This window comes from Pedobacter nototheniae (assembly GCF_004335085.1).
Classification (GTDB): Bacteria; Bacteroidota; Bacteroidia; order Sphingobacteriales; family Sphingobacteriaceae; genus Pedobacter; species Pedobacter nototheniae.
This window is the reverse complement of the sequence record NZ_RQRS01000010.1, coordinates 149048-175638: the sequence shown is the minus strand read 5'-3', so window position 1 is coordinate 175638 and position 26591 is coordinate 149048. Positions and strand designations below refer to the sequence as shown.

The following is a 26591-nucleotide window of genomic DNA, read 5'->3' as shown; positions in this document are numbered from 1 at the left end:
ATATCGGTGGTGTCCACCTCTTCCCATTCCGAACAGAGAAGTTAAGCCCACCAGAGCCGATGGTACTGCGGTAACACGTGGGAGAGTAGGTCGGTGCCAAATCTTAAAAGAAACCCTTGCAACTTAAAATCGCAAGGGTTTTCTTAGTTATATACAAGGGTATGTGTAAATCAATAGATGTTGATTGAGCCTTATCCATAGAGAATTAAAATATTGAAATCGATATAAAAATATTTAGGTGTCTATATCGGTGGTGTCCACCTCTTCCCATTCCGAACAGAGAAGTTAAGCCCACCAGAGCCGATGGTACTGCGGTAACACGTGGGAGAGTAGGTCGATGCCAAATCTTAAAAGAAACCCTTGCAACGTAACGTCGCAAGGGTTTTCTTCGTTTATAGGAACTAATATTTGTTACAACGATTATTTTAATTGCATCAATCATTGTAATTTAAACCTGACCGGAATGGAAATCCTTTTTGGTTAAGAACCCTTCAATTTAAGATAGCTTATCCAAAAAGATTGCAATAAAGGGCAGGACTACAGCACCTATAATACACAGTTGCTCGTTTTCAAATTTATCAACTAGATTTTATTTGCTGTTAAATGAAGTCGAGAGTATTAAATTTTTTATTTAATATATCGGCGTTATTAACGTCAAGCCATTTATCTAAGATTGTTCCATAAACTTGCCTAAAGTCTAATTGATATTTCAAGTCACCAGTATCTAAATCGCTCAAATTTGGTGCTGAATTATAAATGCCTTGTTTCTTTAAACGACCACCAAAAACAAACATATTGTTTGCTGTGCCATGGTCGGTACCATTACTCGCATTTTGCTCTACGCGTCTGCCAAATTCAGAAAATGTTATTACCAATGTATCTTCAAGTTTGTTGTTACTTTTTAAATCTTTTAAAAAAGCAGCCATGCCTTCGCTGTATTGTTTTAATAAATTGCCTTGTTGTTGATTTTGATTCACATGAGTATCAAAGCCGCTAAGCGAAACATAATAAACTCGAGTTTTAAGGCCTGATGAAATAAATTTAGAAACGGTTTTTAATTGATTAGCAAAACCAGAGGTTGGATAGGTATATTTTGATTGATATACTTTAGAGGTATTTTGGATATAGCTGGCCGATGATGAAGTTTCAATCATGGTTTTATATAGATAACCCAAATTATCTTCGTCTAGGTGCTCTTTATCGTTTTGTAGCATAGTTTTAAAGAAAGGATCATTAGTGTTTCTGAATAGAGCTGCAGGATCTTTCAAAGCAATACCTTTTTTAGTTTGCCCTTTTAATGCAAGGGATAGGGAATCATCTACTTCGATGGCAGTGTATGGGAATTTACATATTTGACAATTGCTATCAAGATAACGACCAATCCAACCGGTAGATAAGAATTGGTTACTATCACTTCCGGTTTGCCAAATATCCATTGATCTAAAGTGCGATCGATCTGGGTTGGGATAACCAACGTCATTTAGAATCGTCATCCAGCCTTGGTCATAAATTTCCTGCAAAGCGGCCATATTAGGATTAAGCCCCTGCATATCGTTGAGCTTTATAACCTCTTCAGGTTTAATTGCAATACCCTTGCGTTTTTGATAATAAATATCATTTCCGAATGGGACTACCGTATTTAAACCATCATTTCCACCAGATAATTGTACTACAACTAAATTTTTATACAGGCTTAATTCATCTAAAGCCATTGCTTCAAGGGGTTTCATGAAAGCTGGCACAAATAAGGAACCTGCTGCAACAAAACCTGTATTTCTTAAAAAATTTCTTCTGTTCATCTTTTTAATAATTAGTAGTGTTAAATGCTGCTATTAGCAAAGTTGGTATTCTGGCATACTGGTAACTTCGATTGTGGTGCTTCTCAATCCCTTATTATCAGATACCATCGCAGTAATTTTGTCATTTAACTTAGGTTGTAAAAGAAATTCGGCTAATTCTAATGGTTTAAAGCCGTTTGGAAATGTATCTAAAAATTTAGGCCAATCTGCTTTTGCATTTACATAAGATTTAACAACATTTTGTTTAGAACTTCTGTTTAGTGCAATAATAGCTTCATCTTCAGGATCAGCTTTGCCACTAAAATCAATTTCACCATCATTTAAAACAAGAGATGGAATCCGCATGCGAAGCATTAATGATGAACTATCTATCCAGCTTTGTCCACCAGGCCAGCCAGCTACATTTGGTGGGTTAAATAAATATTGGCCTAGACTGCTCTGTAACTGTATTAAAACTTGCGGTTTATTATAGGTTACATAAAACTCACGACTTAAGCCAATTAGAAATTCTGCTGGTGATTTAATCTTTGTGCCTACATTTTCAGGGTTATAGAACCATTCTGAGGTAAACATTTTCTTCATTAACTCGGCAATATTATAGTTTGAACTATAGAAATGACTGGCTAATTCTTTCACATGATCCTCATTTGGATTATCGTTAACAAAAAACTTATAAACTTTTCTGGAAATGAATGTTGCCGTTTCAGGTTTTTCTAAAATAAGATCTATAATATTTTCACCTTGAAAATTGCCGATTTTTCCAAAAAATGTTTTGGTATTGGCATCATGTAAATTTGGTCTGAAAATAAAAGTCCCATCCTTATCGTACATCCAGCCTGTAAAAGATCGTGCGGATTCTTTAATATCCTGTTCGGTATAATTTCCACGGCCTAAAGTGAAAAGCTCCATCAGTTCTCGAGCGAAATTTTCATTTGGCTTTCCTTTTCTGTTTTGCTGATTGTTGAGGTATTGCAGCATTGCAGGTGATTTGGAAACCTCAACTAGAAGCGTTTTAAAGCTGCCTAAGCAATTTTCTCTTTGAATATTATTAAGTTGCTGGGCAAAAAATGGATTATTGCTTCGGCAGGCAAAATGCCCATGCCAAAAAAGCGTCATTTTTTCGTATAGAGGATTTGATGTATTAATCATCAGATTAATCCAGGCAATATTTAGGTCTCTGCTTTTTTCATTTTGTAATCTAACAATTTCCTGCCTCATCTTCTTTTCATCATCTGTAAGATCCTTTTTAGCATAAAGCCCTGCTTGCTCCAGAAGTTGCTTTTTTGATTCGATCGTATCAATTAAGGTAATATCAATATTTTGTTTTGGTTCTTTGAGGAGACTATCCACAACTTTATTTAGGTTCTTTTTGCTCAATTTATGCAAATCAGGATATGATATGCCGAAACCAGCGCGGTTGTAAAGATGTTTTACTTTAAGGAAATTATCTTTCGAGTTCATGTTGGGACATTTTACTGTATGACAATAATTAAACGTTAGGGTTTAATCTTTGTTTTGTTTGTTATTTTCGCGTATGTTTTTTCAACTACTTGATAATAACCTTGGTTTTCCTGATCCTGCGCTTGCTGAAGAGGACGGTTTGTTGGCTGTTGGAGGTGATTTAAGTTTGGATAGATTACTTATTGCGTACTCAAATGGAATATTCCCATGGTTTAGTGAAGGAGAACCAATTTTGTGGTATTCTCCACACGAACGTTGTGTAATTTATCCCGAAAGTATTAAGATTAGTAAGAGTATGCGCAAAACTTTAAGAGATGAGCAGTTTAAAGTTACTGTAAATACGGCTTTTGACGCGGTTATAAAAAACTGTGCGAATACTGTACGAAAAGATCAAGCGGGTACGTGGATTACCAACGAAATGCAAAATGCCTACATTAATCTTCATCAAAATGGATATGCACACAGTATTGAGGTTTGGGAAAATGAGAAGTTGGTTGGAGGTTTATATGGTATAAAAGTTAACCGGGTTTTTTGTGGTGAAAGTATGTTCAGCTTGGTAAGCAATGCTTCTAAAAGAGCACTTATTTATTTGAGTGAACTGAATATCGATTTAATAGATTGCCAATTACCTAACGATCATTTAATGAGTATGGGCGCTGAAATGATTAGCAGAGAGCGCTATATGGATTTATTAAAACCTTAGCTAGAACGATGTTTTAAGGATTTTTTTTATTTTTCGTTTAATCTTTCCTGCTCAAATAAATGTTCGATTCTTTTATCGGGAATAAACCAAATGCAGGCAACGATGAAATACATAAATAATCCGAGCCATGGGTTTATAAAACTAAGACCGATGCCTGCAACATAAAATAACAGCGAAAGCTTTCCTTTACTATCATTGCCGATTGCTTCTACAATAAGTGAATTTTCTCCATTTCCTTTGATGACGATAACAAGAATGGTGTAACCAATTGCAGCCAGAAATAACACAATTCCATATACAATTACTGGCCAAAGTGCAAAGTGATTTTCGCCCATCCAACCTGCTGCAACTGGAAATAACGATAACCAGAAGAGAAAAAATAGGTTAGCCCATAAAATTTTACCATTAATTCTTTTTACAGCATGAAGTAAATGATGGTGATTATTCCAATAGATACCAACATAAATAAAGCTTAACACATAACTAATAAATTTAGGTATAAGCGGCTTTAAGGTGGCTAAATCCACACCTTCAGGCACTTTAATTTCCAAAACCATTATGGTAATGATGATAGCGATAACTCCATCACTAAATGCTTCTAACCTGGCCTTATTCATATATTTAAATTAATTATTTAATAGAATACAATATCTATTAATTTCTGTATAAAACAAAACCCATAACGATTTGCTCATTATGGGTTTGTCAATGTTATTTGTTTTGTTGCTATAATTCTCTAATCCAGATATTTTTAAAGCTAATCGCCGGACTTGGATCTCCATGATCTTGCAGTTTAATTGAGGCTGCTCCATGCTTTTTATATTCTGGTGCTCCAATCCATCTGGTTTCTCCTTTTAACTCATAATTATTTTGCAATAGCACACCATTTAAAAACACGGTTACGTAAGCGGGAGATTTTAAACTACCATCTTCATTAAAACGTGGCGCTTTCCAGATAATGTCGTAATACTGCCATTCTCCTGGTTTTTTATTTGCATTAGCTAATGGAATACTTTGTTTGTAAACACTTCCCGTTTGGCCGTTAACATAAGTTTTATTGTTGTAAGAGTCCATAATCTGGATTTCATAACCATCATCACCAGGACCTGTTGAGGCTAAAAAGACACCACTATTTCCTCTTGCCTGACTTGTACCTGTAATATTTGTTGGAATTTTCCATTCTAAGTGCAGTTGGTAATCCGTAAACTTTTTGTTGGTTTCAATATTTCCTGTACCTTTTTTTACAGTAAAAAAACCATCATCAATTGTCCAGGCTGCAGGTTTTGAAGGATCCTTTACAGAGTGCCATGCATCTAAGTTTCTACCATTAAATAAAATAATAGCATCAGAAGGTGCATCCTGAGGTGTATTTCCAGGGGTTACAATTTTTGGAACGGGTTCCCAAATTTCAGTTTTAGCTGCTTCAGTTGCCGGATCAACTTTTTTATCCTGCGCTAAGGCTTGCATAGCAAATAAAGTTGGGATAAATAATAATGCGTACTTGCTCATAATTGTGGATTAACTTTTTTAAAGTTAATCAGTTTATTAAGAAATGGAAATTTCGTATTCAATTTATTACGCCAAATCGTTTACCACATAAGTTTCGGTTACCAAAACTTCATCTGCAAAAATTTCCTCCTTCTCAGTCATATCTTTAATTGGGCAATAGCCAGTTATAGCTCTGTATAATAGCCCTGTGCCTATTGCAACGCTTGCTAGGCCAATTATTGGGTGAGAAAATACAGATGTTATGCCTTTAAAAAGAAAATATCCACCTGTGGCTGATGATAAAATCCTCTCAGATTTAGATACATTGTTAAAAAAATCGGGATTTTTCCATGCTTCTTTAACATTAGAAATTGCGGTGTTTATTTCTTGATTTGTCATAGTTGTAGATTTTTATTTAAACTATAACAAACTCAAGGCAATTGAGTTTTAAATGTTTGTTAATTAAGCTAATAACTTGAACGGATTAATTCAGGATATCACGAATATCTTCTTTACTCAAAGATTTAAAGAAACTTTCTTCTGTTGTAATTAGTGAACTAGCTAATGTTTTTTTACGATTTTGTAAAGCTAATATCTTTTCTTCAACGGTATCTTTTGCAATAAATTTATAGATAAATACCTTTTTATCTTGTCCAATACGATGCGTACGATCAATTGCTTGTTGCTCTACTGCCGGGTTCCACCATGGATCGAGAATGAAAACATAATCTGCCTGCGTTAAGTTTAAGCCCACACCTCCAGCTTTTATTGAAATAAGGAAAACCTTAAGCTCGTTGTTCTGTTGAAATTCTGAAACTATTTCGCCTCGATTTCTTGTTGCACCATCTAAATAAGCAAATGGAATGTTTTCTGCTTCAAAATGCTTTTTAAAGATGTCGAGATGTTTTACGAATTGCGAAAATACCAATACTTTATGCCCGCCTTTAAGCACATTGTCAAGGGTATGAATTACGTTTTCAAACTTGCCCGAGTCGGAGATATAGGTACCATCAATCATAACCGGATGATTGGCTAACTGGCGTAGGGCAGTTAAACCTTGTAAAAGTTGTACTTGTTTTTGAGCAAAAGTTCCATCGTCCATACTTTGCAAAAGATCATTGCGGTAGGCAGATTTGGTTTTCTCATAATAAGCGGCTTGATCTTCGCTCATATCGCAGTAAATAACCTGTTCGGTTTTAGGTGGTAATTCTGCTGCAACTTGTTCTTTCGTTCTACGTAAAACAAAAGGTTTTATAATGGATTGAAGCTTTCGTGCTTTTTCTTCATCTTTTCTTTTTTCAATAGCTTGAACATATTCTTCATTAAAAAAAGCTTGTGTACCCAATAAACCAGGGTTTAAAAAAGTTAGCTGCGACCATAAATCACCTACAGAATTTTCTACCGGGGTACCACTTAAAATTAATTTGTGCTTGGATTTTAAGCTTCTAACGGCTTTGAAAGATTTTGACGAAGGGTTTTTTATATTCTGACTTTCATCGAGAATAATGTAGTTGAAATAGAAGTTTTTTAATTCTTCAACATCAACACGGGTTACGCCATAGGTGGTAATAACAATATCGTAATTGGCAAAATTGGCCACATCTTTATTGCGATTTGTACCGGTATGTGCTAAAATTTTAAGTTTTGGAGTAAATTTCTTAGCCTCCGTTAACCAGTTATAGATTAACGAAGTTGGCATAATAATTAAGGAAGTTGTTTGCGTTTGGAGCAGCTGATCATCTTCTTTAACCTTTTGCAGCATGGCAAGCGTTTGAATGGTTTTACCTAAACCCATATCATCCGCCAGGCAACCACCAAAATTATATTCGCGTAAAAAACTAAACCAATTATAGCCTGCTTTTTGGTAATCGCGTAAACTACCTTTAAAGTGGACAGGCATTAAAGTATCTTCAATATTTTCGAAATCAGAAAGGCGTTGCAATTTTCTTTCGAGGGTAACATTGGCTAAACTATCTTCGGCCAAATCATTGATGAGTCCAATATGGTGTTTCTTTAATTTTAAAGTTTTTCCCGCTTCGGCTAAACTAAATAAACTTCCATATTGGGCAAACCATTTATCGGGGATGATGGCGACTTCTCCATCAGGCAATAAAAATTCTCGTTTTTTATGTAAGATATGTTGCTTTAAAGAAAGAAAAGGAATTTGATACTTTCCAAACCATACGGTCGCATAAATATCAAACCAATCGTTGCCTTCTTTAACTTCCAGATCGATTTTATTGGCACCAAATACAAAGCGTTTTTGACCAGTGGCTTGTTCAATTTCAAAACCAGCGGCCTCTAAAATTTCAATATGTTCATTAACCCAATTTATTGCTCCATAACTTGGATTTTCTTCTTCGGCTGCAACTTCAAGATTGCTAAAGAGCGCACTCGTTTTTTTCAATCCGAGCGAAAGCAAAAGGCTAAACTGTTTCTTTTCCCAATCGGCGGATCTTTTAATGCGATGAAAAATATAATTATCAACGGTTTTTTCTAAACGTACGGTAACACGATATGCATTTTCTACAGGGAAAACATATTCTCCATACTTGAAATATAGTTGTAATTGAGACACACCACCATCTACGTACAAAACTTTTATAACAGGAGTAGCTTCAAATTGCTCGGTTTTAATTTCAAAACCTTCTGCATAAACATGATGCTTTTCAATTAAGGGTGCTACAAATTTTTCAAAATAAGTTGCTTCTGTTGCTTTTGGAATGGCAATGTAACGCTTGGCTAAAAAAGGTTGTAATTTTTTTCCTTCAATATCTTGATCAAAGAAGTATAAAACATCGTTTAACAATAACCAAGCAGGTTTATTGCTGATAATTTGCGCATCTTTGAACATAAATTCGATGCGTAAATTTTGATATTTTATTGTGGGAAAATAACGGGTTTCTGTTTCATTTCTTCTAAAATGAAAAAGGATTGATGCAGGTTCGGCGGCAAGTTCAATTTTACGTTCAACTGGCCAGCCATCTTTATCCATTACATATAATTCGTTTTTAACCTTTAAAAGCTCCAATGCTTCAGCCAACTTTTTCTCGATTTTTGGTCTTACGTTATCGTAAAATTTGGTGTCAAAAACCTTAGTAAAAAATTCTGTAGGCCTGATTAATTTTTTATAATATTTTTTAATCAGCGAATCTTGCTCAATATCATCTAAAATTTTAATCAACTTTAGGTCGATTTCAGTTAAGCATGCCTTAAACTCTTGTGCTGTATGTGTAAATATACGCTGATAAGTAAAGGAAAAATCACCTTGTGGATTTAGTTGAACTACGTGAGGTTCAATTAAATAGCCTAAATACTCATGTTTACACAAGGAGTATACAACTTTACAGGCTTTAGAACTATCGACGCGTAACATTAATGGGCTTAAAAATTTTTAGAAGTTATGCTTCTAAAAAACTTTAAACTTACAAAATAATCGGGCTTTTTAGAATTGGAATAAGGTTTTTTTTAAAATAATATTCTTTTTTTGTGTAAGCCATCTGTTTTCAGTTAAATAGAGGATTAAAATAAAAATTTTAAATTAACGGCAACTTGTTATCTTAGCAATGAATTAATGTCAACTGATCATATATTCAGATGAACAGCTAGATCAAATAATATCGCTCTCATAATGAAATTTTTCTCTTTGGTTGTTTTGTTTTTGGGCCTTAACATGTTTTGTTATGGTCAGGAAACACCGCGTACAACTCAATATATTTTTAATAATTATTTGTTAAACCCTGCATTATCTGGCATTGATAATTATATTGATTTAAAATTAGGGTATCGGAAACAATGGTCGGGCTTGCAGGGTGCGCCAACTACGCAATACATATCGATGCATACGGCTTTGGGTGAAGATTTTGTAAGAAGTTCAGTCAATTCATTCTCTGGTTCAAATGAAAATCCATTGAGTAGAAGTTATGTAAACAGTTATTCGGCGGCAGAACCTCATCATGGTATTGGATTAATTGCCATGACTGATAAGGCGGGTTTGTTAAGGCAAACCAGTGTTAACCTTTCTTATGCTTATCATTTAGGTTTAACAAATGAAATTAATTTATCACTTGGTGTTTCGGGAGGCTTTAATTCATTAAGTGTTGATGCTTTGAGTATTAAGGCCGATGAATTATCTGATCCTTTATTTTCGGCGGACTACAATAACAGAATAAGACCTGATTTAGGTGCTGGTGTTTGGTTGTATAGTCCACGTTTTTTTGTAGGTGCTTCTGCTAAACAATTAATGGGATCAAGAAATAAAATTGTAAATAACGAGGTCAAAACCTTGGCCTATCAAAGTACTGCATTTTATGTAACTGGTGGATATAAAGTATTTCTGGATGAAGATATTGCGATGATTCCATCTGCCTTAGTAAGCTATTGGGCAAATTCTCCTGCTGCCTTTGATGCAAATTTAAAGTTAGCTTATCAGGATAAGTTTTGGCTTGGTGGAAGTTTTAGAAATAATGATTCCTTCTCAATTTTGGCAGGTTTTAACGTGGCTTCCTTAGTAAATTTAAGTTATTCTTACGATGTTAATACAAGTAAACTGCGCTCCGTAAATAATGGTACACATGAAATCGTTTTGGGTATTTTGCTAAATAACCGTTACGAAGTTAGGTGTCCATCTAGGCAGTTTTAGCGTAAAAGTGTAATGCTTCCTCCCAAGGGTTTACATTCCGATCGAAGATCAATTACATAATAATATACACCTGCAGGCAATTCCTCGCCTCTGAAACGACCATCAAAGGGTTTGGTATAATTGCCTATAGATTCATATATGAGCTGACCACCGCGTGTATAAACCTTAATGCTGTTTCCCTTGTAATCAGGTAAGCCTCTTACCATCCAATAGTCATTTAAGCCATCGCCGTTTGGTGTCATGATATTGGTAATTTCTAAATTATCAAAGGTAACTTCAATATGTATCTTTTTAAATTCGCTTGTACATGATCCAAGCTTTCTTCGAATGTAATAATCTGCCGTTTTGCTTACTTTAAAGTTAAATATACCTTTATTGCTTTCGTAAAGTGGGGCAACATCTGTTGGACTTTCAAATAACTGATACGTACCTTCTTCTGGGGCAATAATTGGTATGGTAATATCAGATACATAACAAACGCGAATATCATTAGCAACTGGAGTAGCCAATTTAAAAGGTTTATCAGCAACAGTGTATTCTTCGCTTAATGCAACGCCACATTCTGTTTTATCAGTTACTTTTAATCTGTAAATCCCGGCACCAACATTAATTAAATCTTGTGTAGATTGAACAGTTTCACCAGCTTCGTTTAACCATTTAAAATCGTATGGAGGAATACCGCCAACTACAGTTACTCCTTTAATGGATCCACGTTGCAATGTACAACCATCATCAACAGAAGTGCCCGTTCTTGCTACGATACTAAGTTTCGGTGTTACATTTATACTATAGGGGCCGAAAATAGTTTCGCAACCATTAATATCATAAGCATACATTTTATAGTTTCCAGCTGGAATATTTTTGAGTTGAATGCTTGTTGCAGTTCTGGTGCTGCCAGAAACTAAATTTCCTGATTCGTCTCTCCATTCAAATCTTGAAGGTAAAACAGAAGAAAAATTTATTAAAATACTACCGTTAATTAATTCGCAAGTTGTATTATTTGGTGTTGCAGTATAAGTATATATAGTTTTTGGAGTTGCTAAAACTACAAATGACTTACTTACAGGTGCACAACTTGATAAGCTGTTTGTTGCCTGTAAACGATAAGATCCTGGAGCTAGATTTGCGATTCGCAATGAAGTTCCGCTTGAATAGGTCCCTTTTTTTAAGCTCGCTCCATTTGGGCCAAACCATTCATAAGTATCTGCATTTGCGATGGAGATAAAATCTAAAACGCCATTGTTATTGTCGCAAGTTGTTGGTGTATTAAGCCCTGCATCACTAATGGCAATGTTGTTAATAATGCCAACATAGAAAGTTTGAGAAACATTAGGAGAACATTGCCCTTGATCAGAAACGTATAATGTATAAGCACCAGATTCTACATTTTCTAAATCCAAATCTATCGAAATAGTTGCTGTTCCAGGTATGCCAGTAAGCGGATCGTTTTTAACCCATTTATAAGTAGCTATGCCTGTAACATCTGTAATTCTTAAACCTTTCACAGCACCATTATTTTGTCCGCATGTTGCTGAAATTGGTGTTGTTGTGCTGGTAATTATAGGTTTTGGTTTCCTTCTGATATCAACAGGATCAGAATCAAGCGTACAGCCAGCCTCATCCTTAACTCTAACAAGATAATTCCCTTCTGGTAAATTAGCAGGATTGGTGGCGCTTACTACAGCGTTGGTTGCGGTATTAATCCACGAATAGGAGATAACACCTTTCCCTCTTAAAACTTCAGCACTAAAAGAAAATGAAGTTTGCCCGCAGATTGGAGTTGGCGCATTTATGGTGGGTTTTGTAAGTTTCTGATCTTTAATTATAAAAACAGTAGAAAAAGGTTTACAGCCGTCATCAATAGTTACTTCATAAGTGCCTACATCCAAACCTGAAATACTTTGAGTGCTACCTTTTGGCACACGGCTACCATCTGTTTCTATTTTAACCCAATCAAATGTAAAGCCTTCACGTGGTTCGGCAATAGTAATAGAGCCATTAGAATTGCAAGTAACGGGCTCAACAATTGCTTCGTTTGGCAATAAATCTGCAGTTGAAAATGGAGAAGTTGTTGCATTTAATAAACTTGCTGTAGCTACTACGCTTCCAGCAACAGCACCATTATATTCCCATCTCCCATCACTTCCAGCCTGTACAGTGGCAATATAAGTTTTACCTTCGCATAAATCTCCACATCTTTGTGAAAAGAACAATTCTACTTCAGAGTTTGGAGTTGCCCGTCCAGCAACATAATTTGCTCGCTTTTTTAAAATCTGAATATAAGGTTGTAAAATGCTCAACGTTTTGCCAATTCCAAATTTACTGTTGCAAAACATACTGTTTCGGGTAATTTTTACTGGTCTGGTGGATACGGTTTCTATGCCATAAGTGTTATTGGCGATAATATTCGTTTCGGCAGTTGTAGCGCCACCGATTGTTCCGCCACCATTGGTTTCTATTTTTATGCCGATTCCATTACCCATTGGAATGCTTCCATTGGCACTAGCGCCAACTGAGTTTCCAGTTAAAATAAAATCTGCGTTTGCAATGGAAATACCAACGGTACGATTTCCTCCAACCACGTTATTTCTTATATAAAGAGCTGAATTTGAAGCATCCACTTTAATTCCTGCAAGCTCAAGTGAAGAAGATGAAAGAAAAATCGGCAGCTCATGAAAATCTTTGATGCCAGTGTAATCCACACCAATTTTATTGTTGATAATGTTAATATCAAAACGAGTAGTGGATGAGTAATATCGTTTAATATCTACGTTAATTTTATTTGCTGCAATCACGTTACTTTCTCCGGCATTATCACCACCTAAATCAAGTGAGCAGTCGTATAGGCTTGCTGATAAGCCTGTTACGTTTGTGTTTGCAGTTATCCCATCATAAATAACTCCAATAAGGTTAGATTGTATTTTAATTTTCGCCGCGGTATTGTTATTGTAGTAATAAGAATTCTGAATCAAAATTCCATTGATATTACCGCCAATTACGTTTCCCTTTCCTGGTTTACCAATGGTGATATCGCTCGCACGATAATCAATTACTATCCCTGATCCTTGTGCGGTGTTTACATTTTGTAAGTTGGTAAAAGAAGCGAAATTTCGAATGTATAAGCCATAAATTTCCACGCCAGAAGTTTGAATTGAGGTAGAAGAATATTGGCCAATAACTAAACCAGAAAAGGTAGAATTTGGATATTCAGGCTCTAAAATTACCTTGGCACCCGAAACACCAAGCGCAGGCCATGCGGTTTGTGATGAACCATCAATAATTACATTTGAGGTAATAATGGGCAGTGCCGTTCTAAGCCTGATTGTTCTATTTGCATTATCACTGGGATTGCCTGGTAACTGGAAATTAATTGTAAAAGGAGTGGTTCTATTCGCTATTGCTGCTTGTGTTAAACCATCTCTTAACGTACCTGGGCCGCTATCTGCGTTGCTGGTAACGGTAAAAGTTTGAGCTAATAATGTATTGAAACACAGGAGTGCTGCAAAAAGCAATAGATATTTTGAGATGCGCATATTAAAAAATGATAGTGCCAAAATACAAATAAACTATTTAGTGACCAGTGCTTTAAATAAAAACATTTGCATTTAATCTTATATTTTAAAATGTAGATAGGTTTCTGTATGCTTTGTTTTTTTAATATTATGTATAGAATGCCTTGTATATAGTCTCTATTTTGTTGATTATTCATTTATTTTTATTTTATTTTGAATATTATTCTGTTTTGTTGTTATATTGCAGAATGATTTTAGGAAATGAATTTTCTTTGGACAAAATAGATTTACAGATATTATCGCTTTTACAGGATAATGCACGTATTTCGAATGCAGATTTAGCCCGAGAACTTGGCATGGCGCCTTCTGGCATATTGGAACGTGTGAAAAAGCTGGAACAAAAAAATGTAATCCAACAATTTACTACTCGGATTAATCCCGCTGCACTGGGGCAAAAGTTATTGGCCTTTATTTTTATAAAGTTTAATGCTGGTCCTGGTGGCGATTTAAAAATTACAGAAGGTTTAACTGCCATTCCTCAGGTGCAAGAAGTGCATCATATTGCCGGTGATGATTGTTATCTGGTTAAAATCCGAACGTATGATTCAGCATCCCTTATGGAGATTATGCGTACACATTTCAGTAAAATTCCAAACATGTTAAGTACTAGAACAACTATTGTTTTGGAAACCGTAAAAGAACAACAACAACTGGTTATCCCCGAAAAATAATTCGACCAAAATGACATCTATATCTCAAAAACCATCAACATTAAAGGTAATAATTGCCTTTGCATTAGTTTATATTGTATGGGGCTCTACATATTTCTTTATTCGTATTGCAGTGCACAGCATCCCACCATTTTTGCTTGGCGCTGTACGTTTTACTATCGCCGGATTAATTATGATGGTATGGTGCTTAATTAAGGGCGAAAAAATTTGGGTAATTAAGGATATTAAGCAATCTGGTATTAGTGGTTTAATGATTTTGTTTGGAGCTAACGGAAGTTTAATTTGGGCAGAACAAATGGTACCAAGTGCGGTTGCAGCAATTTTAGTATCCGCTGCACCAGTTTGGTTTGTTTTGCTGGATGTTTCGCATTGGAAAGTTAATTTTAAAAGCACTCCAACAATTGTGGGGTTAATTATTGGCTTTTTGGGTGTTCTTCTTCTTTTTGGCGAGCAATTTTCACACTCATTAAATGGAGGGAGTGCAGAAAATCTTCCCGCAATGGGCGTTGTTATTTTAGGTTCGGTAATGTGGGCTGGCGGTTCACTTTATTCCAAGTACAAAGCCAGTGGAAACTCGGCAACGGTAAATACAACTTGGCAAATGTTAATTGCAGGTATTGCATTTATTCCTGTAAGTTTAATTGCTAAAGAGCCAGCGCATTTTAATATTTCCGCTGTTCCAGCCGAAGCTTGGTACTCTATGATTTACCTAATTATTTTTGGTTCTATTGTTGCTTTCAGCGCTTATGTATGGTTACTTAAAGTTAAAACTGCCACCCAAGTAAGCACCTATGCATATGTTAATCCGGTTATTGCATTATTATTGGGGGTATTAATTGCCAACGAAGAAATTTCTTGGTTGCAAGCCGGGGGCTTATTTGTAATTTTAGCAAGTGTTTTACTTATTAACTTTTCTAAATATCGCAAAGCGAAACAGCCCAAAACTTTGTGATGAATAGAAGGAAAGACTTATTTATTTACAACGAAAAATGTTGAAAGTAGTAAGTTGAGTTGGCGATCATATATTTAAAAACAATAAAGGCATCCTGATTACCAAGATGCCTTTATTGTTTAAGGTTGTTATTACTTATTTCCAACCACCGCCCAGTGCACGGTATAAATTCACGATAGATTGTAATTTCTGTAAGCGATCATTAATGCTGCTTAATTGAGCGGTTAATAAACTTTGTTCAGAAGTTAAAACATCAGTATAATTTGTTGATGAACTATAACGTAATAATTCTTTTGTAAAATCTACTGCTTTAGTTAAAGATGCTACCTGCTTTGTTCTGGTAACTTCCTTTTCATCTGCTGTTTGATAAGCATATAAAGCATTTGATACTTCCTGGCCTCCAGTTAAAAGTGTTTGTTGAAAAGTATAAAAAGCTTGTTGTTGTTGTGCTTGCGCAGTTTTTAATCGTGCTTTATTTTGTCCTTTAGCAAAAATTGGCTGCGTTAAACCACCCACTAAATTGTAAAAAACAGAATTGCTAAAGAAATCTTTTAACTGTAAACTAGATAAACCACCGCTTGCTGTTAAAGTTAAAGCAGGATAAAAATAGGTTTTTGCAACGTTTGTATTTTCAAATGCAGCCCTAAAACCTAACTCGGCAGCAATTACATCAGGGCGGTTTTGCAACAATTGTGCGGATACACCTGTTTGTAAATTGGTAAACGGTACTTGCTGATCCAGTGAAGTACGATTGATGCTTCCCGGGCCTCTAGCCAATAAAATACTCAAAGCATTCTCGGTTTCCTTAATGCTTCTCTTTAAATCAGGTAGTGTTACTTGTGCAGCATATAAATTAGCTTCACTTTGTACAACTGCAGCACCGTTAACTATTGCGCCTTCTTTTAAGGCCTTCATAGTTTCTACATCAGTTTGTCTGATTTTGATTGTTTGCTCTGTAATTGCTAATTGTTTATCTAAAGCCAAAAGGCTGTAATAGTTATTGGCAATGTTTGCAATTAATTGAGTTTGTACAGCTCTTTTTGCCGCATCACTTTGTAATAAAGTAGCGTAAGCACCGCGTTTTGCGCTGCTTAATTTTCCCCAAATGTCGGCTTCCCAACTGGTGCTTAGTTGTGCTTTATAAGTTTGGGTTTCTAAATCAATGTTTACACCTGCCGGAAAGTTTAATGCCGCTTTGGATTGTTTAGCATCCGTTACAGATAAATCGCCTTGTAAGCTTGGTAAAAGTGCTGCACGACTTTGTTGTAAGGTTGCTTCTGCAATTTTAATTCGCTCAATAGCTTGCTTAAGGTCTAAATTTTCATCTATCCCCTGTTGTATTAACGATTGAAGTGTGGTATCGCTAAATAAGCTTTTCCATTGCAAATTAGCGATAGTTGCCGTATCCGTAGTGTTTTGATCACGATAAAGGTTTTCGCTTTTTACCTGAGGGCGATTGTATTTTTGAGTTACGCAGGCACTTAAGGTAAGTATGGTAAAACCGATTAATAATGATTGCTTATATCTGAATGTCATGTTCTTAAAAAATTAATGTTGACGGTTAACCGCTAACTCATACTCTTCTGCTGTTTGCTCACGCTCAATACCCTCATCAAAAGGAGATTTATTGCTAACTTTTTCTTGCAGCGTTTGGAAAATAATAAACAACGCAGGAATTACAAATACTCCGAATATAGTACCAATTAACATACCACCAACAGCACCCGTACCAATTGATTTATTTCCTGAAGCACCAACACCTGTTGATAACATTAATGGTAATAAGCCTAAAATAAAGGCGAAGGATGTCATTAAAATGGGACGTAAACGAGCTGTTGCACCATCAATAGCGGCATTAACAATACTCATTCCTTTTCTTCTCCTATCAACTGCGTATTCTACAATCAGAATCGCGTTTTTGGCGAGCAAACCAACAAGCATAATCAATGTAATTTGAGTATAAATGTTATTATCTACTCCAAATATTTTATCAAAAACGAATACACCAGCTAAACCTATTGGTAGAGAAATTAATACTGCAAGTGGTAAAATATAACTTTCGTATTGTGCACAAAGTAAAAAGTAAACGAAGATTACGCACAGTAAAAAGATGAATATGGTTTGACTACCACTGCTCATTTCCTCACGTGATAAACCTGAGAATTCGTATCCATAACCTGTTGGTAAATGAATTGCAGCTTCCTCTTGTACAGCTTTCAAAGCATCACCAGAACTGTAACCAGCATTTGGATTACCTGTTACCGCAATTGAGGTAAATAAGTTGAAACGTGAAATTGCTTGTGGACCATAAACTTTTTCCAAATTGATAAATTCAGAAATTGGAGCCATTGTTCCGCTAGAGTTCCTTACATATATTCTGGTTAAACTTTGTTGGTTGGCACGATACTGAGCATCTGCCTGGTACATAACCCTAAATTGTTTACCATATTTATTGAAGTTTGAAGCGTAAACACCACCATAATAACCTTGTAGTACACCTAAAACATCACTTACAGTTAAACCTGCTTGTTTTACTTTAGCAACATTTACATCAATTTGATATTGAGGAAAATTTGGGTTAAATGATGTTGATGCATATTGTATTTCAGGACGTTTACTTAATGCCGCCAAAAAGGCATTACCAACATCATTAAATTTTTTAATATCACCACCAGTTTTATCCTGTAATTGAAATTCGAAACCACCACTGGTACCAAAACCTTGAATTGTTGGTGGAGCAAAGAAAATAATTTTTGCCCCTTTAATACCTGCTGTTTTAGCAAATAATTCTCCAATTATGGCTTTAACATCACGCTTACGTTCATCCCATGGTGCCAACCTCGCGATTACCATACCATAAGAACTACCAGAACCACTAATCATACTTCTACCCACTACCCTTAAAGAGTTTTTAATCTCTGGAATAGAGTGTGCAATACTGTCGATTTTTGCAATAACCACATTGGTTGCTTCCTGAGAAGTTGATGGTGGCAATGAAATATCAGACATGATGGTACCTAAATCCTCATTCGGAACAAAACCTTTTGGAGTGGTATTCATTGTCCAAACTAAAACAACTGTAAAGAAAGCAATGCCTAAACCAACCAGCCATTTTTTACGGGATAAGAAACCCACTGATTTTTTATATTTACCAGTAACAGCATCAAATGATGTATTAAATGCGGTGTAAAAACGTTGTAAGAAACTTTTCGAAACTTCATGCTCTTCCTTGTGGGGTTTTAAGAACAAGGCACATAAAGCCGGACTTAAAGTTAGGGCGTTAATTGCTGATAAAATAATAGAGATGGCTAGTGTTAAGCCGAATTGTTTGTAAAATACTCCAGAAGATCCTGAGATAAAACTTACTGGAATAAACACGGCTGCCATAACCAAGGTGATTGAAATAATGGCACCACTAATATCGTCCATGGCATCTATCGTTGCTTTTTTAGCATCCTTATAACCGTGATCGAGTTTGGCGTGGACCGCCTCTACCACCACAATAGCATCATCCACCACAATACCAATGGCGAGGACGAGGGCAAACAACGTTAATAAGTTAATGGTAAAACCAAATAAACTTAAAAAGAAGAAAGTACCAATAATTGCCACCGGTACACTGATGGCAGGAATTAATGTAGAACGGAAATCTTGAAGGAAAATAAATACAACCAAGAAAACCAAAATAAATGCTTCAATTAAGGTGTGGATCACCTTTTCAATTGATGCATCAAGGAAATCGTTAACGTTAACCAACGCAGTATAGTGTACACCTTTTGGGAAAGTTTTTGAAGCTTCATCCAAGGTTTTAATAGAGTTTTCGATTACTTCCTTAGCGTTAGATCCAGCGGTTTGGTTAATTGCAATACCCAATGCAGGCTTACCATTAAACATAACAGAACTTGCATAACTTTGTGCACCAAGCTCAATTCTGGCTACATCTTTTAAACGAAGAACTTGTCCGTTTGCATCACTTCTGATAATAATGTTGCTAAACTCAGCCTCATCTTTTAAACGACCAGTATATTTTAACGTATACTGAAAAGCTTGTTTCCCTTGCTCACCAAATTGACCAGGCGCAGCCTCAACGTTTTGTTCAGCCAACGCAACACTTACATCATTCGGTACTAAACCGTAAGTAGCCATTACATCTGGTTTTAACCAAATACGCATGGTGTAATCCAAAGTACCGAAAGCACTTGCATCACCTACACCATTAATACGTTTAATTTGAGGGATGATATTAATGTTGGCGTAATTCTGTAAAAATTTCTGATCATAAGAAGGATCATCACTATAAATACCGAAGATAAGTACGTTACTGGCCTGTCTTTTAGCGGTAATAACACCGGATTTTGTAACCTCTGCAGGAAGTAAGCTTGTTGCCCTTGCTACCCTATTTTGTACGTTTACTGCAGCTAAATCGGGATTTGTTCCCAATTTAAAATTTACAGTAATGGTTGCAGTACCATCGTTACTAGCTGTAGATGTCATGTAAGTCATGTCTTCTACACCATTAATTTGTTCTTCGAGCGGAACAACAACGCTACTCATTACTACATCTGCGTTGGCACCTTGGTATGAGGTTGATACCTGAACTGTTGGAGGTGCAATTTCAGGGTATTGCGAAACCGGTAATGTAGCTAAACCTAACACACCGAGTATTACGATGATGATGGATATAACCGTTGATAAAACCGGCCTCTCTATAAATTTCTTAAACATATATGCAAATTTCGTCCGGTCAAAAAACCGGTAGGTATTTAAATGTTATTTTTTTATATCAGCATAAACTGAATCGGCACTCTTTTCTTCAGGCTTAATTTTGGTGCCATCTTTTAAAGTTTGGAAACCTTCCAAAACAACTTTATCACCAACTTTAAGGCCCTTGGTAACTACGTAGAAATTCCCTTTGGCTAAATTCATAATTTGAATTTCTGTATTTACAACTTTAGCAGAATCGCCCAAAATGTATACAAACTTTTTACCTTGTAAATCAATTGTTGATTTTTGTGGAATCAGAATTGCGTTTTCAACATGACGTGGAATTCTTACCGAAGCACTGGCCCCACTTTTTAATAAAGAGATTGGATTTGGAAAAGTAGCCCTTAAACTTGCAGAACCAGTATTGGTGTTAATTTGACCGTTAATAGATTCTATGCGACCATTTTCTGCATATATAGTTCCATCTGCAAGCACTAAGCTAACTGGCGGAATATTTTTCATTTGTTGTGCAAGCGTTGCACCTTTGTAAACTTTAGAAAAATCTAATAAATCTTTCTCGTTTAATGAGAAGTAAGCATAAACTTTGGATGTGTTTGATACCGTAGTAAGCGGCTGCGTGCTACTACTGCTTACTAAACTTCCTGTTTTAAATGGCAAACTCCCAACCACACCATCCACCGGACTTGTAATTGTTGTATAACCTAAATTAACTTTTGCATTTGCTAAAGATGCTCTGGCTTGTGCTAATGCAGCTTTTTTGCTTTGCAAAGTTAACTGGGCTGCATCAAGCTCATATTTACTAATAATATCTTTATCAACAAGGGGTTTTGTTTTATTTACCTGCAATTGAGCTGCATTTACATCAGCTTCAGCACTACTAATTGCGGCACTTGCTGTTCTTACCTCTTGCTGATATTGAGGTGCATTGATGGTAAAAAGTAACTGGCCTTTTTTAACAACAGCACCCTCATCAACAAATATTTTTTCAATAAAGCCATCTACCTTCGGGCGGATATCTATATTTTGAATACCCTCAATTGTTGCGGGATAATCAGAATCAAGTGTTGTGGATTGTTCGTTAACGGCAAATACAGGATAGGCTTGGGGCCCAGCAGCAGCTGCGGCAGCCGCTTTTTTCGCAGCATCATTATTTCCACATGATGCCAAAAGCATACCAATGCTTATGCTAAAAAAGAGAGTTGTTACTTTTCTCATGGATGTTTCTGTGTGTTTAAATTTTAATTTCCGGAAGTTAATTGCCTTTCCAAAATAAGGTTTTGAATTTTCGCAATAACTGCCCAAAAATAAAGCCTGAAAAAATATAAATCTGTCGAAGTTCTGTCATTTAATCAATCGATTGATTTATTTTTTGATTAAAAACAGCTTATTTCAACTTAAATATACTGATTTTTAGTAATTTAAATATTTTTATTTGGTCGATTTTAATGTGTAAATAAATTGCGACAGATGTTAAGGGCTTGTTAAAAGGCCCTTTTGAAGAGAGTGATTGTCCTAATAATTGGATTTAAACTGTAGAGTTTATATGTGCTATTTAGCATTCATTATGCTGATGAAAAATAACTAATAGTTAGATTTTATCACTCAACTTCACCTTCAAAAACCAATTTGGCCGGGCCACATAAAAATACATTTGTAAATGTAGTTCCATCGTAATCAAACTCCACTTTAATATCGCCGCCCAAAACCTTAATATCGGTTTTAATGTGCCCCGTTTGATTTTTATGTTTTGCCATCGCCATAGCTACAGCAGTAACACCCGTTCCGCAGGCATAAGTTTCATCTTCAACTCCACGCTCATAAGTACGAACAAATAAGTGATCGCCTTTATCTTCAACAAAGTTTACATTAATTCCTTCAGTTTTATAAGTATCGTTATAACGAATATTTTTTCCTTCGTGGAAAACATCAAAATCCTTCAAATTTTCTTGCAGAGCAACATAATGAGGAGAACCAGTATTCAACACAAAAGCATCACCATCATTATTAATGGTATTTACATCTATCATTTGCAGATCAACCCATTCACCGTTTTCTGAAATTCTGGCATAATGAGGGCCGTCAACAGCCAAGAAGTCAGTCTCTTTGTTGATGATACCCAGATGTTTGGCAAATGCAACAATACATCTTCCTCCGTTGCCGCACATGCTACCCGGTTTACCATCAGCATTGAAATAAAGCATTTCAAAATCGTAATCCTTATGGTTTTGCAAAAACATCAACCCATCAGCTCCAATACCAAAACGACGGTGGCAAAGCTGAGAAACAAGATCGTAATCGATATTTTCAACAGAATTTGTTCTATGATCGATTAAAATAAAATCGTTACCAGCACCTTGATATTTATAAAAATTAATTTTCATGAAAGCTTCATTTTTTAACTTAATATTTGAGTAGCAAAAACATCTGAATTAATATTGTTTTTTCATTTAACATTTTTTAACACAGAACTAATGCTTTTAATATGCAAATATCGTTTATATGGTATTAAATTTGAATAAACTTACGAAAGAAAAATTTTAAGCAGATAATAATGCTTGAGCGTATCTGCTTAAACAAGAATAAACTGATGCTCTTGCAACAATACTAAATAAAAAAAATTAACACATGAAAAAAATACTAGGAATCACAGTTTTAGCTGCATTTATAGGTGGTGCAGCTGCAATAGGTGGTTACAAGCTCTTTGAGCGTAACCAGGCGGGCAGTACAATTTCTGAAAAACAACAATTATACTTTGCCAATAATCCACTTAAAGTTTCCTCATCAGGCGAGGTTGATTTCGTACAAGCATCTGCCGCGGTAGCACCCGGTGTAGTGCATATAAAAACAACTTATGCAGCAAGTGGTAAAGGAAAATCGCAGTCTTCACCGTTTGATATGTTTGATGATTTCTTTGGCGGCGGTGGTCGTCAAATGCAACGTCAACCATCTGCAGCATCAGGTTCTGGCGTAATTATCAGTCAGGATGGATACATTATTACCAATAACCACGTAGTAGAAAATGCAGAGAAAGTTGAAGTAGTGCTTACGGATAGACGTAAAGTTGAAGCTAAGGTTATCGGGCGTGATCCAAACACAGATTTAGCCTTAATTAAAGTTAATGCAACAGGTTTGCCAGTTGTAAAAATGGGAAACTCTGATAATGTTCAGGTTGGAGAGTGGGTTTTAGCGGTAGGTTTTCCATTGGATTTAAATACCACTGTAACCGCAGGTATTGTGAGTGCAAAAAATCGTAGTATCGGTATTATTGGTAGAGAACAACAAGGTAACGAAATTACAGAAGAAGAATATAGAGAATATCAGCGTACAGGTAAAAGACCAGATCGCCCTGCAAATACGAGTATCGAATCCTTTATCCAAACAGATGCTGCAATTAACCCAGGAAACAGCGGTGGTGCATTGGTAAATGCAAGTGGCGAATTAATTGGTATTAACTCTGCAATTGCTTCTCAAAGTGGTTATAACCAAGGTTATGGTTTTGCTATTCCAATTAACTTGGCAAGAAAAGTAGTTGATGATTTTATGAAATATGGCTCTGTAAAAAGAGGTTATATTGGTGTGAACTTTGTGCCTTTAAGCGCAGATAATCCATCTGAAATAAAAACTAGCGAAATAAATGGTCTTTATGTTAATGATGTTGTAAAGGATGGTGGTGCAGCGGCTGCAGGTATTAAAGCCGGTGATATTATTAAAAAAGTTGATGGTAATGTAATTTATGATTCACCAGATTTGCAAGAAAAAATCGGAAGATTAAATCCTGGAGATAAAGTTAAATTATCTATTTTAAGAGATGGATCTTTAAAAGATTATACAGTAACCTTAAAGGGCGAACCAAATGCAGGTGTTTTAGCTAATAATGCACCAAAAACTGTTGAGGTAAGTAAATTGGGTGCAAGTTTTGCTCCAGCAACAGCTGCGCAAAAAACTAAATACGGTATTAATAATGGTGTTGTTGTAACATCTGTTACTACTGGAAAGGCTTTTGATAATATTGGCGTTGAAAAAGGCTTAATTATTACTAAAGTTAATGGTCAGGCGGTAAACAGCGTAGCTGATGTTCAAAAAGCTTTGCCTCAAACCAGAAACAACATGATTTATATGTCTGGTGTGAGCCCAGAAGGAACATTTAATTTCAGTTTCCCTGCGCAACAGCAATAACATTGAAACAAAAAAAATGCCCCCAATTTTTGGGGGCATTTTTTTTACTTTAATTTTTTAATTCTGGTGAATTGCTTCATGGTTTTTGTGACAAGCATCTGCACATTTTATGCAAGCCTCAGCGCAAGCTTTACAATGTTTATGGTCATGTTTGCCACATTCTTCAGCACATAAACGGCAAATCTCTTCACACAATAATAAATATTGATAGGCAATTACAGAGTTTCTTTGCAATAAACGAGCTCCTTGTAAACAAATATCAGCGCAATCGCGATCTAACTTTATGCAACTGGTCATCATTTTAACATGTTCTTCTTCAAGGCATGATGAAGCACAATACTCACATGCCAGGGCACAATCCAATAGTGTTTGAATCAATGCTTGATTATTTCGTTGTTCCATATCAATTTGGTATAAGTGTTTTGTTAAATTATTTAACACACACCATTTTAAACTGTTTTTAAAAAATAACATCTATAGATTTTACCATGTTCATAAAATTTTCATATTGAAGATTTAGTTTCGTTATTTACCGATTGATAATCAGTGTTTACCGATACTTTATCAGATCCTTTTTTAATTGTTCCATATTTGAATCAGCAACAAAAACCAAATCTTATGGCTTTAGCTCACATCAACCTTAGCTCTAAACAATATTTCAATTTTATGTGTAAAACAGATTTTGAAAGAAGAATTTATCACGATAGTTATAAAGAATTTCAAAAAAAATCTAAGGCATATAGTTTGGGGCAAAGCTTACATACATTTAGCCAAATGTGTGCCGCCAATGAAAGGGCAAATTCCTTGCATCAGAAACTTAATTATGCGGTAATGAATACAATAGAAGGTTTGGAAAATGAGATGCCAATTTTAAAGGATACCGATAATCGCCCTTTGTTATTTGATTTGGCAGAACTTCATATTTATGCCTCCGATTTACTAAACAAAGCAGGCCATGTGGTTTCGATAACCTATGTTAGTCCTAAACTTATTTTGCACGAAATTATTGGCGATTTATTAATTGTGAGTTATGATGCCGAAAGGAAAATTAATGAAACTTTTATGGTTAAAATAAATTCCGATTTAATTGTTAACTACGAAAAGGTAAATGAATTGGTTTATCATTAATTAAAGCTAATTGAAATAACTGTTGTATTTAGCGGCGCTGACTATAACCTGAAAAATCACTAATTTGTAAAATGCAGCAATTTAAAACCCCAACCTTTTTTATTCATGTAGCAGGTTGGCTTTTATTTTTAACTTTTCCGCTTTTGTTTATCAATAACGAACAATCGGGGCAGAGTAGTTTTTTATTGCTGGCATCGCCATATTACTGGCTTTTTTGCTTAACATATATTCTAATCTTTTACTTAAATGCACTTTTTTTAGTACCAAAATTGGTATTTAAAAAACGATATTTTATTTACGCTATTTCGTTTCTTTTATTATTCGGATTTGTTTATTACGCACAGCCCTATGATAATTTGTTAGGGCATAATAAAAATGTATTAGCATCCTTAAAAGGTTTTCAGGATACAAAACCTAAAGGCTTAAATCAATCCCTACAATTAGGGAAAGATACAATAGGACCGGGTGCCCGAATGCCTTTTGGACCGTTGCCAAATCAAGATTTAAGAATGCAGGATCCTTACCTAAAAAGGCAAAAGGGTATTATGGATTTGCATCAATCAGATAATATAGACATTATTAGCTTGTTTATTTTTGTTATGATAATTGGAATCAGTTTATCTACAAGTACGGTGCAGCGCTGGCAAAATACCGAACAGAAAGTAGTTAAAGCCGAAGCCGAAAAAGCAACCGCCGAATTATCATTTCTTAAGGCTCAAATTAATCCACATTTCCTCTTTAATACCTTAAATAATATTTATACTCAATCCGTAATTAATAGCAAACATACTTCAGAAAGTATTATGAAACTATCAAACATTATGCGCTATGTTACCGATGATGTTACGCAAGATTTTGTAATGCTGCAGGACGAAATTGATTGCGTACGCGATTATATAGAACTACAGAGATTAAGATTAGCCGCCAATGCGGAAATTAATTTTAACGTGCAGGGAAAACCTGAAGGACAAAAAATAGCACCTTTAATTTTTATGACATTTATAGAAAATGCTTTTAAATATGGGGTAACAAAAAAAGAGAAAACAATCATAAATATTAATCTTAGCATTGAAGCCGAAAAAATTACCTTCTCTTGCAATAATAAAATATACACACATAAATCTAATTTAGAACGTACCGGTATTGGAATTGTAAATACCAGGCAACGCCTTGAGCACCTTTACCCATCGCGTTACAACTTAACCGTTAGTAGTAACGAAGGCATGTTCTCGGTTAATTTATGTGTAAATTGCTAATCCTAAAGTATAATAACT

19 protein-coding genes and 2 rRNA genes are annotated in these 26591 nt (G+C 35.4%); 9 read left to right on the top strand and 12 right to left on the bottom strand.

Going from position 1 to position 26591, the window contains the following annotated elements; genetic code table 11:
• Both rrf (EHC72_RS10970) and rrf (EHC72_RS10965) read left to right on the top strand, forming a co-directional pair.
• A 5S ribosomal RNA gene (gene rrf, locus EHC72_RS10970) occupies nucleotides 1-102 on the top strand; the annotation flags it as partial.
• Nucleotides 103-234: 132 nt separating this feature from the next.
• A 5S ribosomal RNA gene (rrf, locus tag EHC72_RS10965) occupies nucleotides 235-346 on the top strand.
• A gap of 253 nt (nucleotides 347-599) precedes the next feature.
• On the opposite strand, the gene EHC72_RS10960 is transcribed toward rrf (EHC72_RS10965), so the two are convergent.
• Together EHC72_RS10960 and EHC72_RS10955 are read right to left on the bottom strand one after the other, a co-directional pair.
• Entirely contained in the window at nucleotides 600-1799 is a 1200-nt protein-coding gene (locus EHC72_RS10960) for a DUF1501 domain-containing protein (protein ID WP_131537733.1), read from the bottom strand.
• Between the two features lie 33 nt (nucleotides 1800-1832).
• Complete coding sequence (locus EHC72_RS10955; protein WP_131537732.1) at nucleotides 1833-3260, bottom strand: DUF1800 domain-containing protein; 1428 nt, start codon at nucleotides 3258-3260, stop codon at nucleotides 1833-1835.
• Between the two features lie 73 nt (nucleotides 3261-3333).
• On the opposite strand from EHC72_RS10955, the gene aat reads away from it, so the two are divergent.
• Nucleotides 3334-3963 carry a leucyl/phenylalanyl-tRNA--protein transferase gene (aat, locus tag EHC72_RS10950; RefSeq protein ID WP_131537731.1) on the top strand — a complete coding sequence of 210 codons (630 nt, stop codon included), beginning with the start codon at nucleotides 3334-3336 and terminating at the stop codon, nucleotides 3961-3963.
• 26 nt (nucleotides 3964-3989) lie between these two features.
• Here aat and EHC72_RS10945 read toward each other — a convergent pair whose 3' ends face one another.
• The 4 genes from EHC72_RS10945 to EHC72_RS10930 all read right to left on the bottom strand — a co-directional run bounded on the left by EHC72_RS10945 (nucleotide 3990) and on the right by EHC72_RS10930 (nucleotide 8827).
• Nucleotides 3990-4580, bottom strand: a complete 591-nt coding sequence (locus EHC72_RS10945) for a TMEM175 family protein (protein ID WP_131537730.1) — start codon at nucleotides 4578-4580, stop codon at nucleotides 3990-3992.
• Between the two features lie 109 nt (nucleotides 4581-4689).
• A complete protein-coding gene (locus EHC72_RS10940) occupies nucleotides 4690-5472 on the bottom strand; it encodes a 3-keto-disaccharide hydrolase (RefSeq protein ID WP_131537729.1) in 783 nt (260 codons plus the stop codon).
• A gap of 66 nt (nucleotides 5473-5538) precedes the next feature.
• The gene (locus EHC72_RS10935; protein ID WP_131537728.1) at nucleotides 5539-5850 is read right to left on the bottom strand and encodes a YgaP family membrane protein; all 312 of its coding nucleotides are present in this window, start codon (nucleotides 5848-5850) and stop codon (nucleotides 5539-5541) included.
• 85 nt (nucleotides 5851-5935) lie between these two features.
• Entirely contained in the window at nucleotides 5936-8827 is a 2892-nt protein-coding gene (locus EHC72_RS10930) for a DEAD/DEAH box helicase (protein WP_131537727.1), read from the bottom strand.
• Nucleotides 8828-9082: 255 nt separating this feature from the next.
• Between EHC72_RS10930 and EHC72_RS10925 the strand changes: the two genes are divergently transcribed.
• Complete coding sequence (locus EHC72_RS10925) at nucleotides 9083-10093, top strand: PorP/SprF family type IX secretion system membrane protein (protein ID WP_131537726.1); 1011 nt, start codon at nucleotides 9083-9085, stop codon at nucleotides 10091-10093.
• On the opposite strand, the gene EHC72_RS10920 is transcribed toward EHC72_RS10925, so the two are convergent.
• Nucleotides 10090-13626, bottom strand: a complete 3537-nt coding sequence (locus EHC72_RS10920) for a gliding motility-associated C-terminal domain-containing protein (RefSeq protein WP_131537725.1) — start codon at nucleotides 13624-13626, stop codon at nucleotides 10090-10092. The two genes, EHC72_RS10925 and EHC72_RS10920, sit on opposite strands and share 4 nt — an antisense overlap.
• 227 nt (nucleotides 13627-13853) lie before the next feature.
• Between EHC72_RS10920 and EHC72_RS10915 the strand changes: the two genes are divergently transcribed.
• On the top strand, nucleotides 13854-14336 hold the full coding sequence (locus EHC72_RS10915; protein ID WP_170311725.1) for an Lrp/AsnC family transcriptional regulator: 483 nt from the start codon (nucleotides 13854-13856) through the stop codon (nucleotides 14334-14336).
• A gap of 10 nt (nucleotides 14337-14346) precedes the next feature.
• Complete coding sequence (locus EHC72_RS10910; RefSeq protein WP_131537724.1) at nucleotides 14347-15288, top strand: EamA family transporter; 942 nt, start codon at nucleotides 14347-14349, stop codon at nucleotides 15286-15288.
• A gap of 135 nt (nucleotides 15289-15423) precedes the next feature.
• Here EHC72_RS10910 and EHC72_RS10905 read toward each other — a convergent pair whose 3' ends face one another.
• The 4 genes from EHC72_RS10905 to dapF form a co-directional block, all read right to left on the bottom strand.
• Nucleotides 15424-16824 carry an efflux transporter outer membrane subunit gene (locus tag EHC72_RS10905; RefSeq protein WP_131537723.1) on the bottom strand — a complete coding sequence of 467 codons (1401 nt, stop codon included), beginning with the start codon at nucleotides 16822-16824 and terminating at the stop codon, nucleotides 15424-15426.
• A gap of 12 nt (nucleotides 16825-16836) precedes the next feature.
• Nucleotides 16837-20013 carry an efflux RND transporter permease subunit gene (locus EHC72_RS10900; protein ID WP_131537722.1) on the bottom strand — a complete coding sequence of 1059 codons (3177 nt, stop codon included), beginning with the start codon at nucleotides 20011-20013 and terminating at the stop codon, nucleotides 16837-16839.
• A gap of 45 nt (nucleotides 20014-20058) precedes the next feature.
• Entirely contained in the window at nucleotides 20059-21228 is a 1170-nt protein-coding gene (locus tag EHC72_RS10895) for an efflux RND transporter periplasmic adaptor subunit (protein ID WP_131537721.1), read from the bottom strand.
• A gap of 383 nt (nucleotides 21229-21611) precedes the next feature.
• Nucleotides 21612-22394, bottom strand: coding sequence for a diaminopimelate epimerase (gene dapF, locus EHC72_RS10890; protein WP_131537720.1), 783 nt, complete (start codon nucleotides 22392-22394; stop codon nucleotides 21612-21614).
• A 244-nt stretch (nucleotides 22395-22638) separates the two neighbouring features.
• Between dapF and EHC72_RS10885 the strand changes: the two genes are divergently transcribed.
• On the top strand, nucleotides 22639-24189 hold the full coding sequence (locus EHC72_RS10885; RefSeq protein ID WP_131537719.1) for a trypsin-like peptidase domain-containing protein: 1551 nt from the start codon (nucleotides 22639-22641) through the stop codon (nucleotides 24187-24189).
• Nucleotides 24190-24246: 57 nt separating this feature from the next.
• Here EHC72_RS10885 and EHC72_RS10880 read toward each other — a convergent pair whose 3' ends face one another.
• Nucleotides 24247-24591, bottom strand: coding sequence for a four-helix bundle copper-binding protein (locus EHC72_RS10880; RefSeq protein ID WP_131537718.1), 345 nt, complete (start codon nucleotides 24589-24591; stop codon nucleotides 24247-24249).
• Nucleotides 24592-24807: 216 nt separating this feature from the next.
• Here EHC72_RS10880 and EHC72_RS10875 point away from each other — a divergent pair, with 216 nt between their 5' ends.
• The gene (locus EHC72_RS10875) at nucleotides 24808-25317 is read left to right on the top strand and encodes a hypothetical protein (RefSeq protein WP_131537717.1); all 510 of its coding nucleotides are present in this window, start codon (nucleotides 24808-24810) and stop codon (nucleotides 25315-25317) included.
• A gap of 71 nt (nucleotides 25318-25388) precedes the next feature.
• Complete coding sequence (locus tag EHC72_RS10870; RefSeq protein WP_131537716.1) at nucleotides 25389-26573, top strand: sensor histidine kinase; 1185 nt, start codon at nucleotides 25389-25391, stop codon at nucleotides 26571-26573.
• Nucleotides 26574-26591: the final 18 nt, after the last annotated feature.

Bases quoted from the DNA above. Each gene is read 5' to 3' on its own strand.
- EHC72_RS10920 (WP_131537725.1), bottom strand. From the start codon at position 13,626: ATGCGCATCTCAAAATATCTATTGCTTTTTGCAGCACTCCTGTGTTTC.
- EHC72_RS10910 (WP_131537724.1), top strand. From the start codon at position 14,347: ATGACATCTATATCTCAAAAACCATCAACATTAAAGGTAATAATTGCC.
- EHC72_RS10870 (WP_131537716.1), top strand. From the start codon at position 25,389: ATGCAGCAATTTAAAACCCCAACCTTTTTTATTCATGTAGCAGGTTGG.
- EHC72_RS10885 (WP_131537719.1), top strand. From the start codon at position 22,639: ATGAAAAAAATACTAGGAATCACAGTTTTAGCTGCATTTATAGGTGGT.
- EHC72_RS10935 (WP_131537728.1), bottom strand. From the start codon at position 5,850: ATGACAAATCAAGAAATAAACACCGCAATTTCTAATGTTAAAGAAGCA.
- EHC72_RS10945 (WP_131537730.1), bottom strand. From the start codon at position 4,580: ATGAATAAGGCCAGGTTAGAAGCATTTAGTGATGGAGTTATCGCTATC.
- EHC72_RS10895 (WP_131537721.1), bottom strand. From the start codon at position 21,228: ATGAGAAAAGTAACAACTCTCTTTTTTAGCATAAGCATTGGTATGCTT.
- EHC72_RS10930 (WP_131537727.1), bottom strand. From the start codon at position 8,827: ATGTTACGCGTCGATAGTTCTAAAGCCTGTAAAGTTGTATACTCCTTG.
- EHC72_RS10940 (WP_131537729.1), bottom strand. From the start codon at position 5,472: ATGAGCAAGTACGCATTATTATTTATCCCAACTTTATTTGCTATGCAA.
- EHC72_RS10955 (WP_131537732.1), bottom strand. From the start codon at position 3,260: ATGAACTCGAAAGATAATTTCCTTAAAGTAAAACATCTTTACAACCGC.
- EHC72_RS10915 (WP_170311725.1), top strand. From the start codon at position 13,854: ATGATTTTAGGAAATGAATTTTCTTTGGACAAAATAGATTTACAGATA.
- EHC72_RS10960 (WP_131537733.1), bottom strand. From the start codon at position 1,799: ATGAACAGAAGAAATTTTTTAAGAAATACAGGTTTTGTTGCAGCAGGT.
- dapF (WP_131537720.1), bottom strand. From the start codon at position 22,394: ATGAAAATTAATTTTTATAAATATCAAGGTGCTGGTAACGATTTTATT.
- aat (WP_131537731.1), top strand. From the start codon at position 3,334: ATGTTTTTTCAACTACTTGATAATAACCTTGGTTTTCCTGATCCTGCG.
- EHC72_RS10900 (WP_131537722.1), bottom strand. From the start codon at position 20,013: ATGTTTAAGAAATTTATAGAGAGGCCGGTTTTATCAACGGTTATATCC.
- EHC72_RS10925 (WP_131537726.1), top strand. From the start codon at position 9,083: ATGAAATTTTTCTCTTTGGTTGTTTTGTTTTTGGGCCTTAACATGTTT.
- EHC72_RS10880 (WP_131537718.1), bottom strand. From the start codon at position 24,591: ATGGAACAACGAAATAATCAAGCATTGATTCAAACACTATTGGATTGT.
- EHC72_RS10875 (WP_131537717.1), top strand. From the start codon at position 24,808: ATGGCTTTAGCTCACATCAACCTTAGCTCTAAACAATATTTCAATTTT.
- EHC72_RS10905 (WP_131537723.1), bottom strand. From the start codon at position 16,824: ATGACATTCAGATATAAGCAATCATTATTAATCGGTTTTACCATACTT.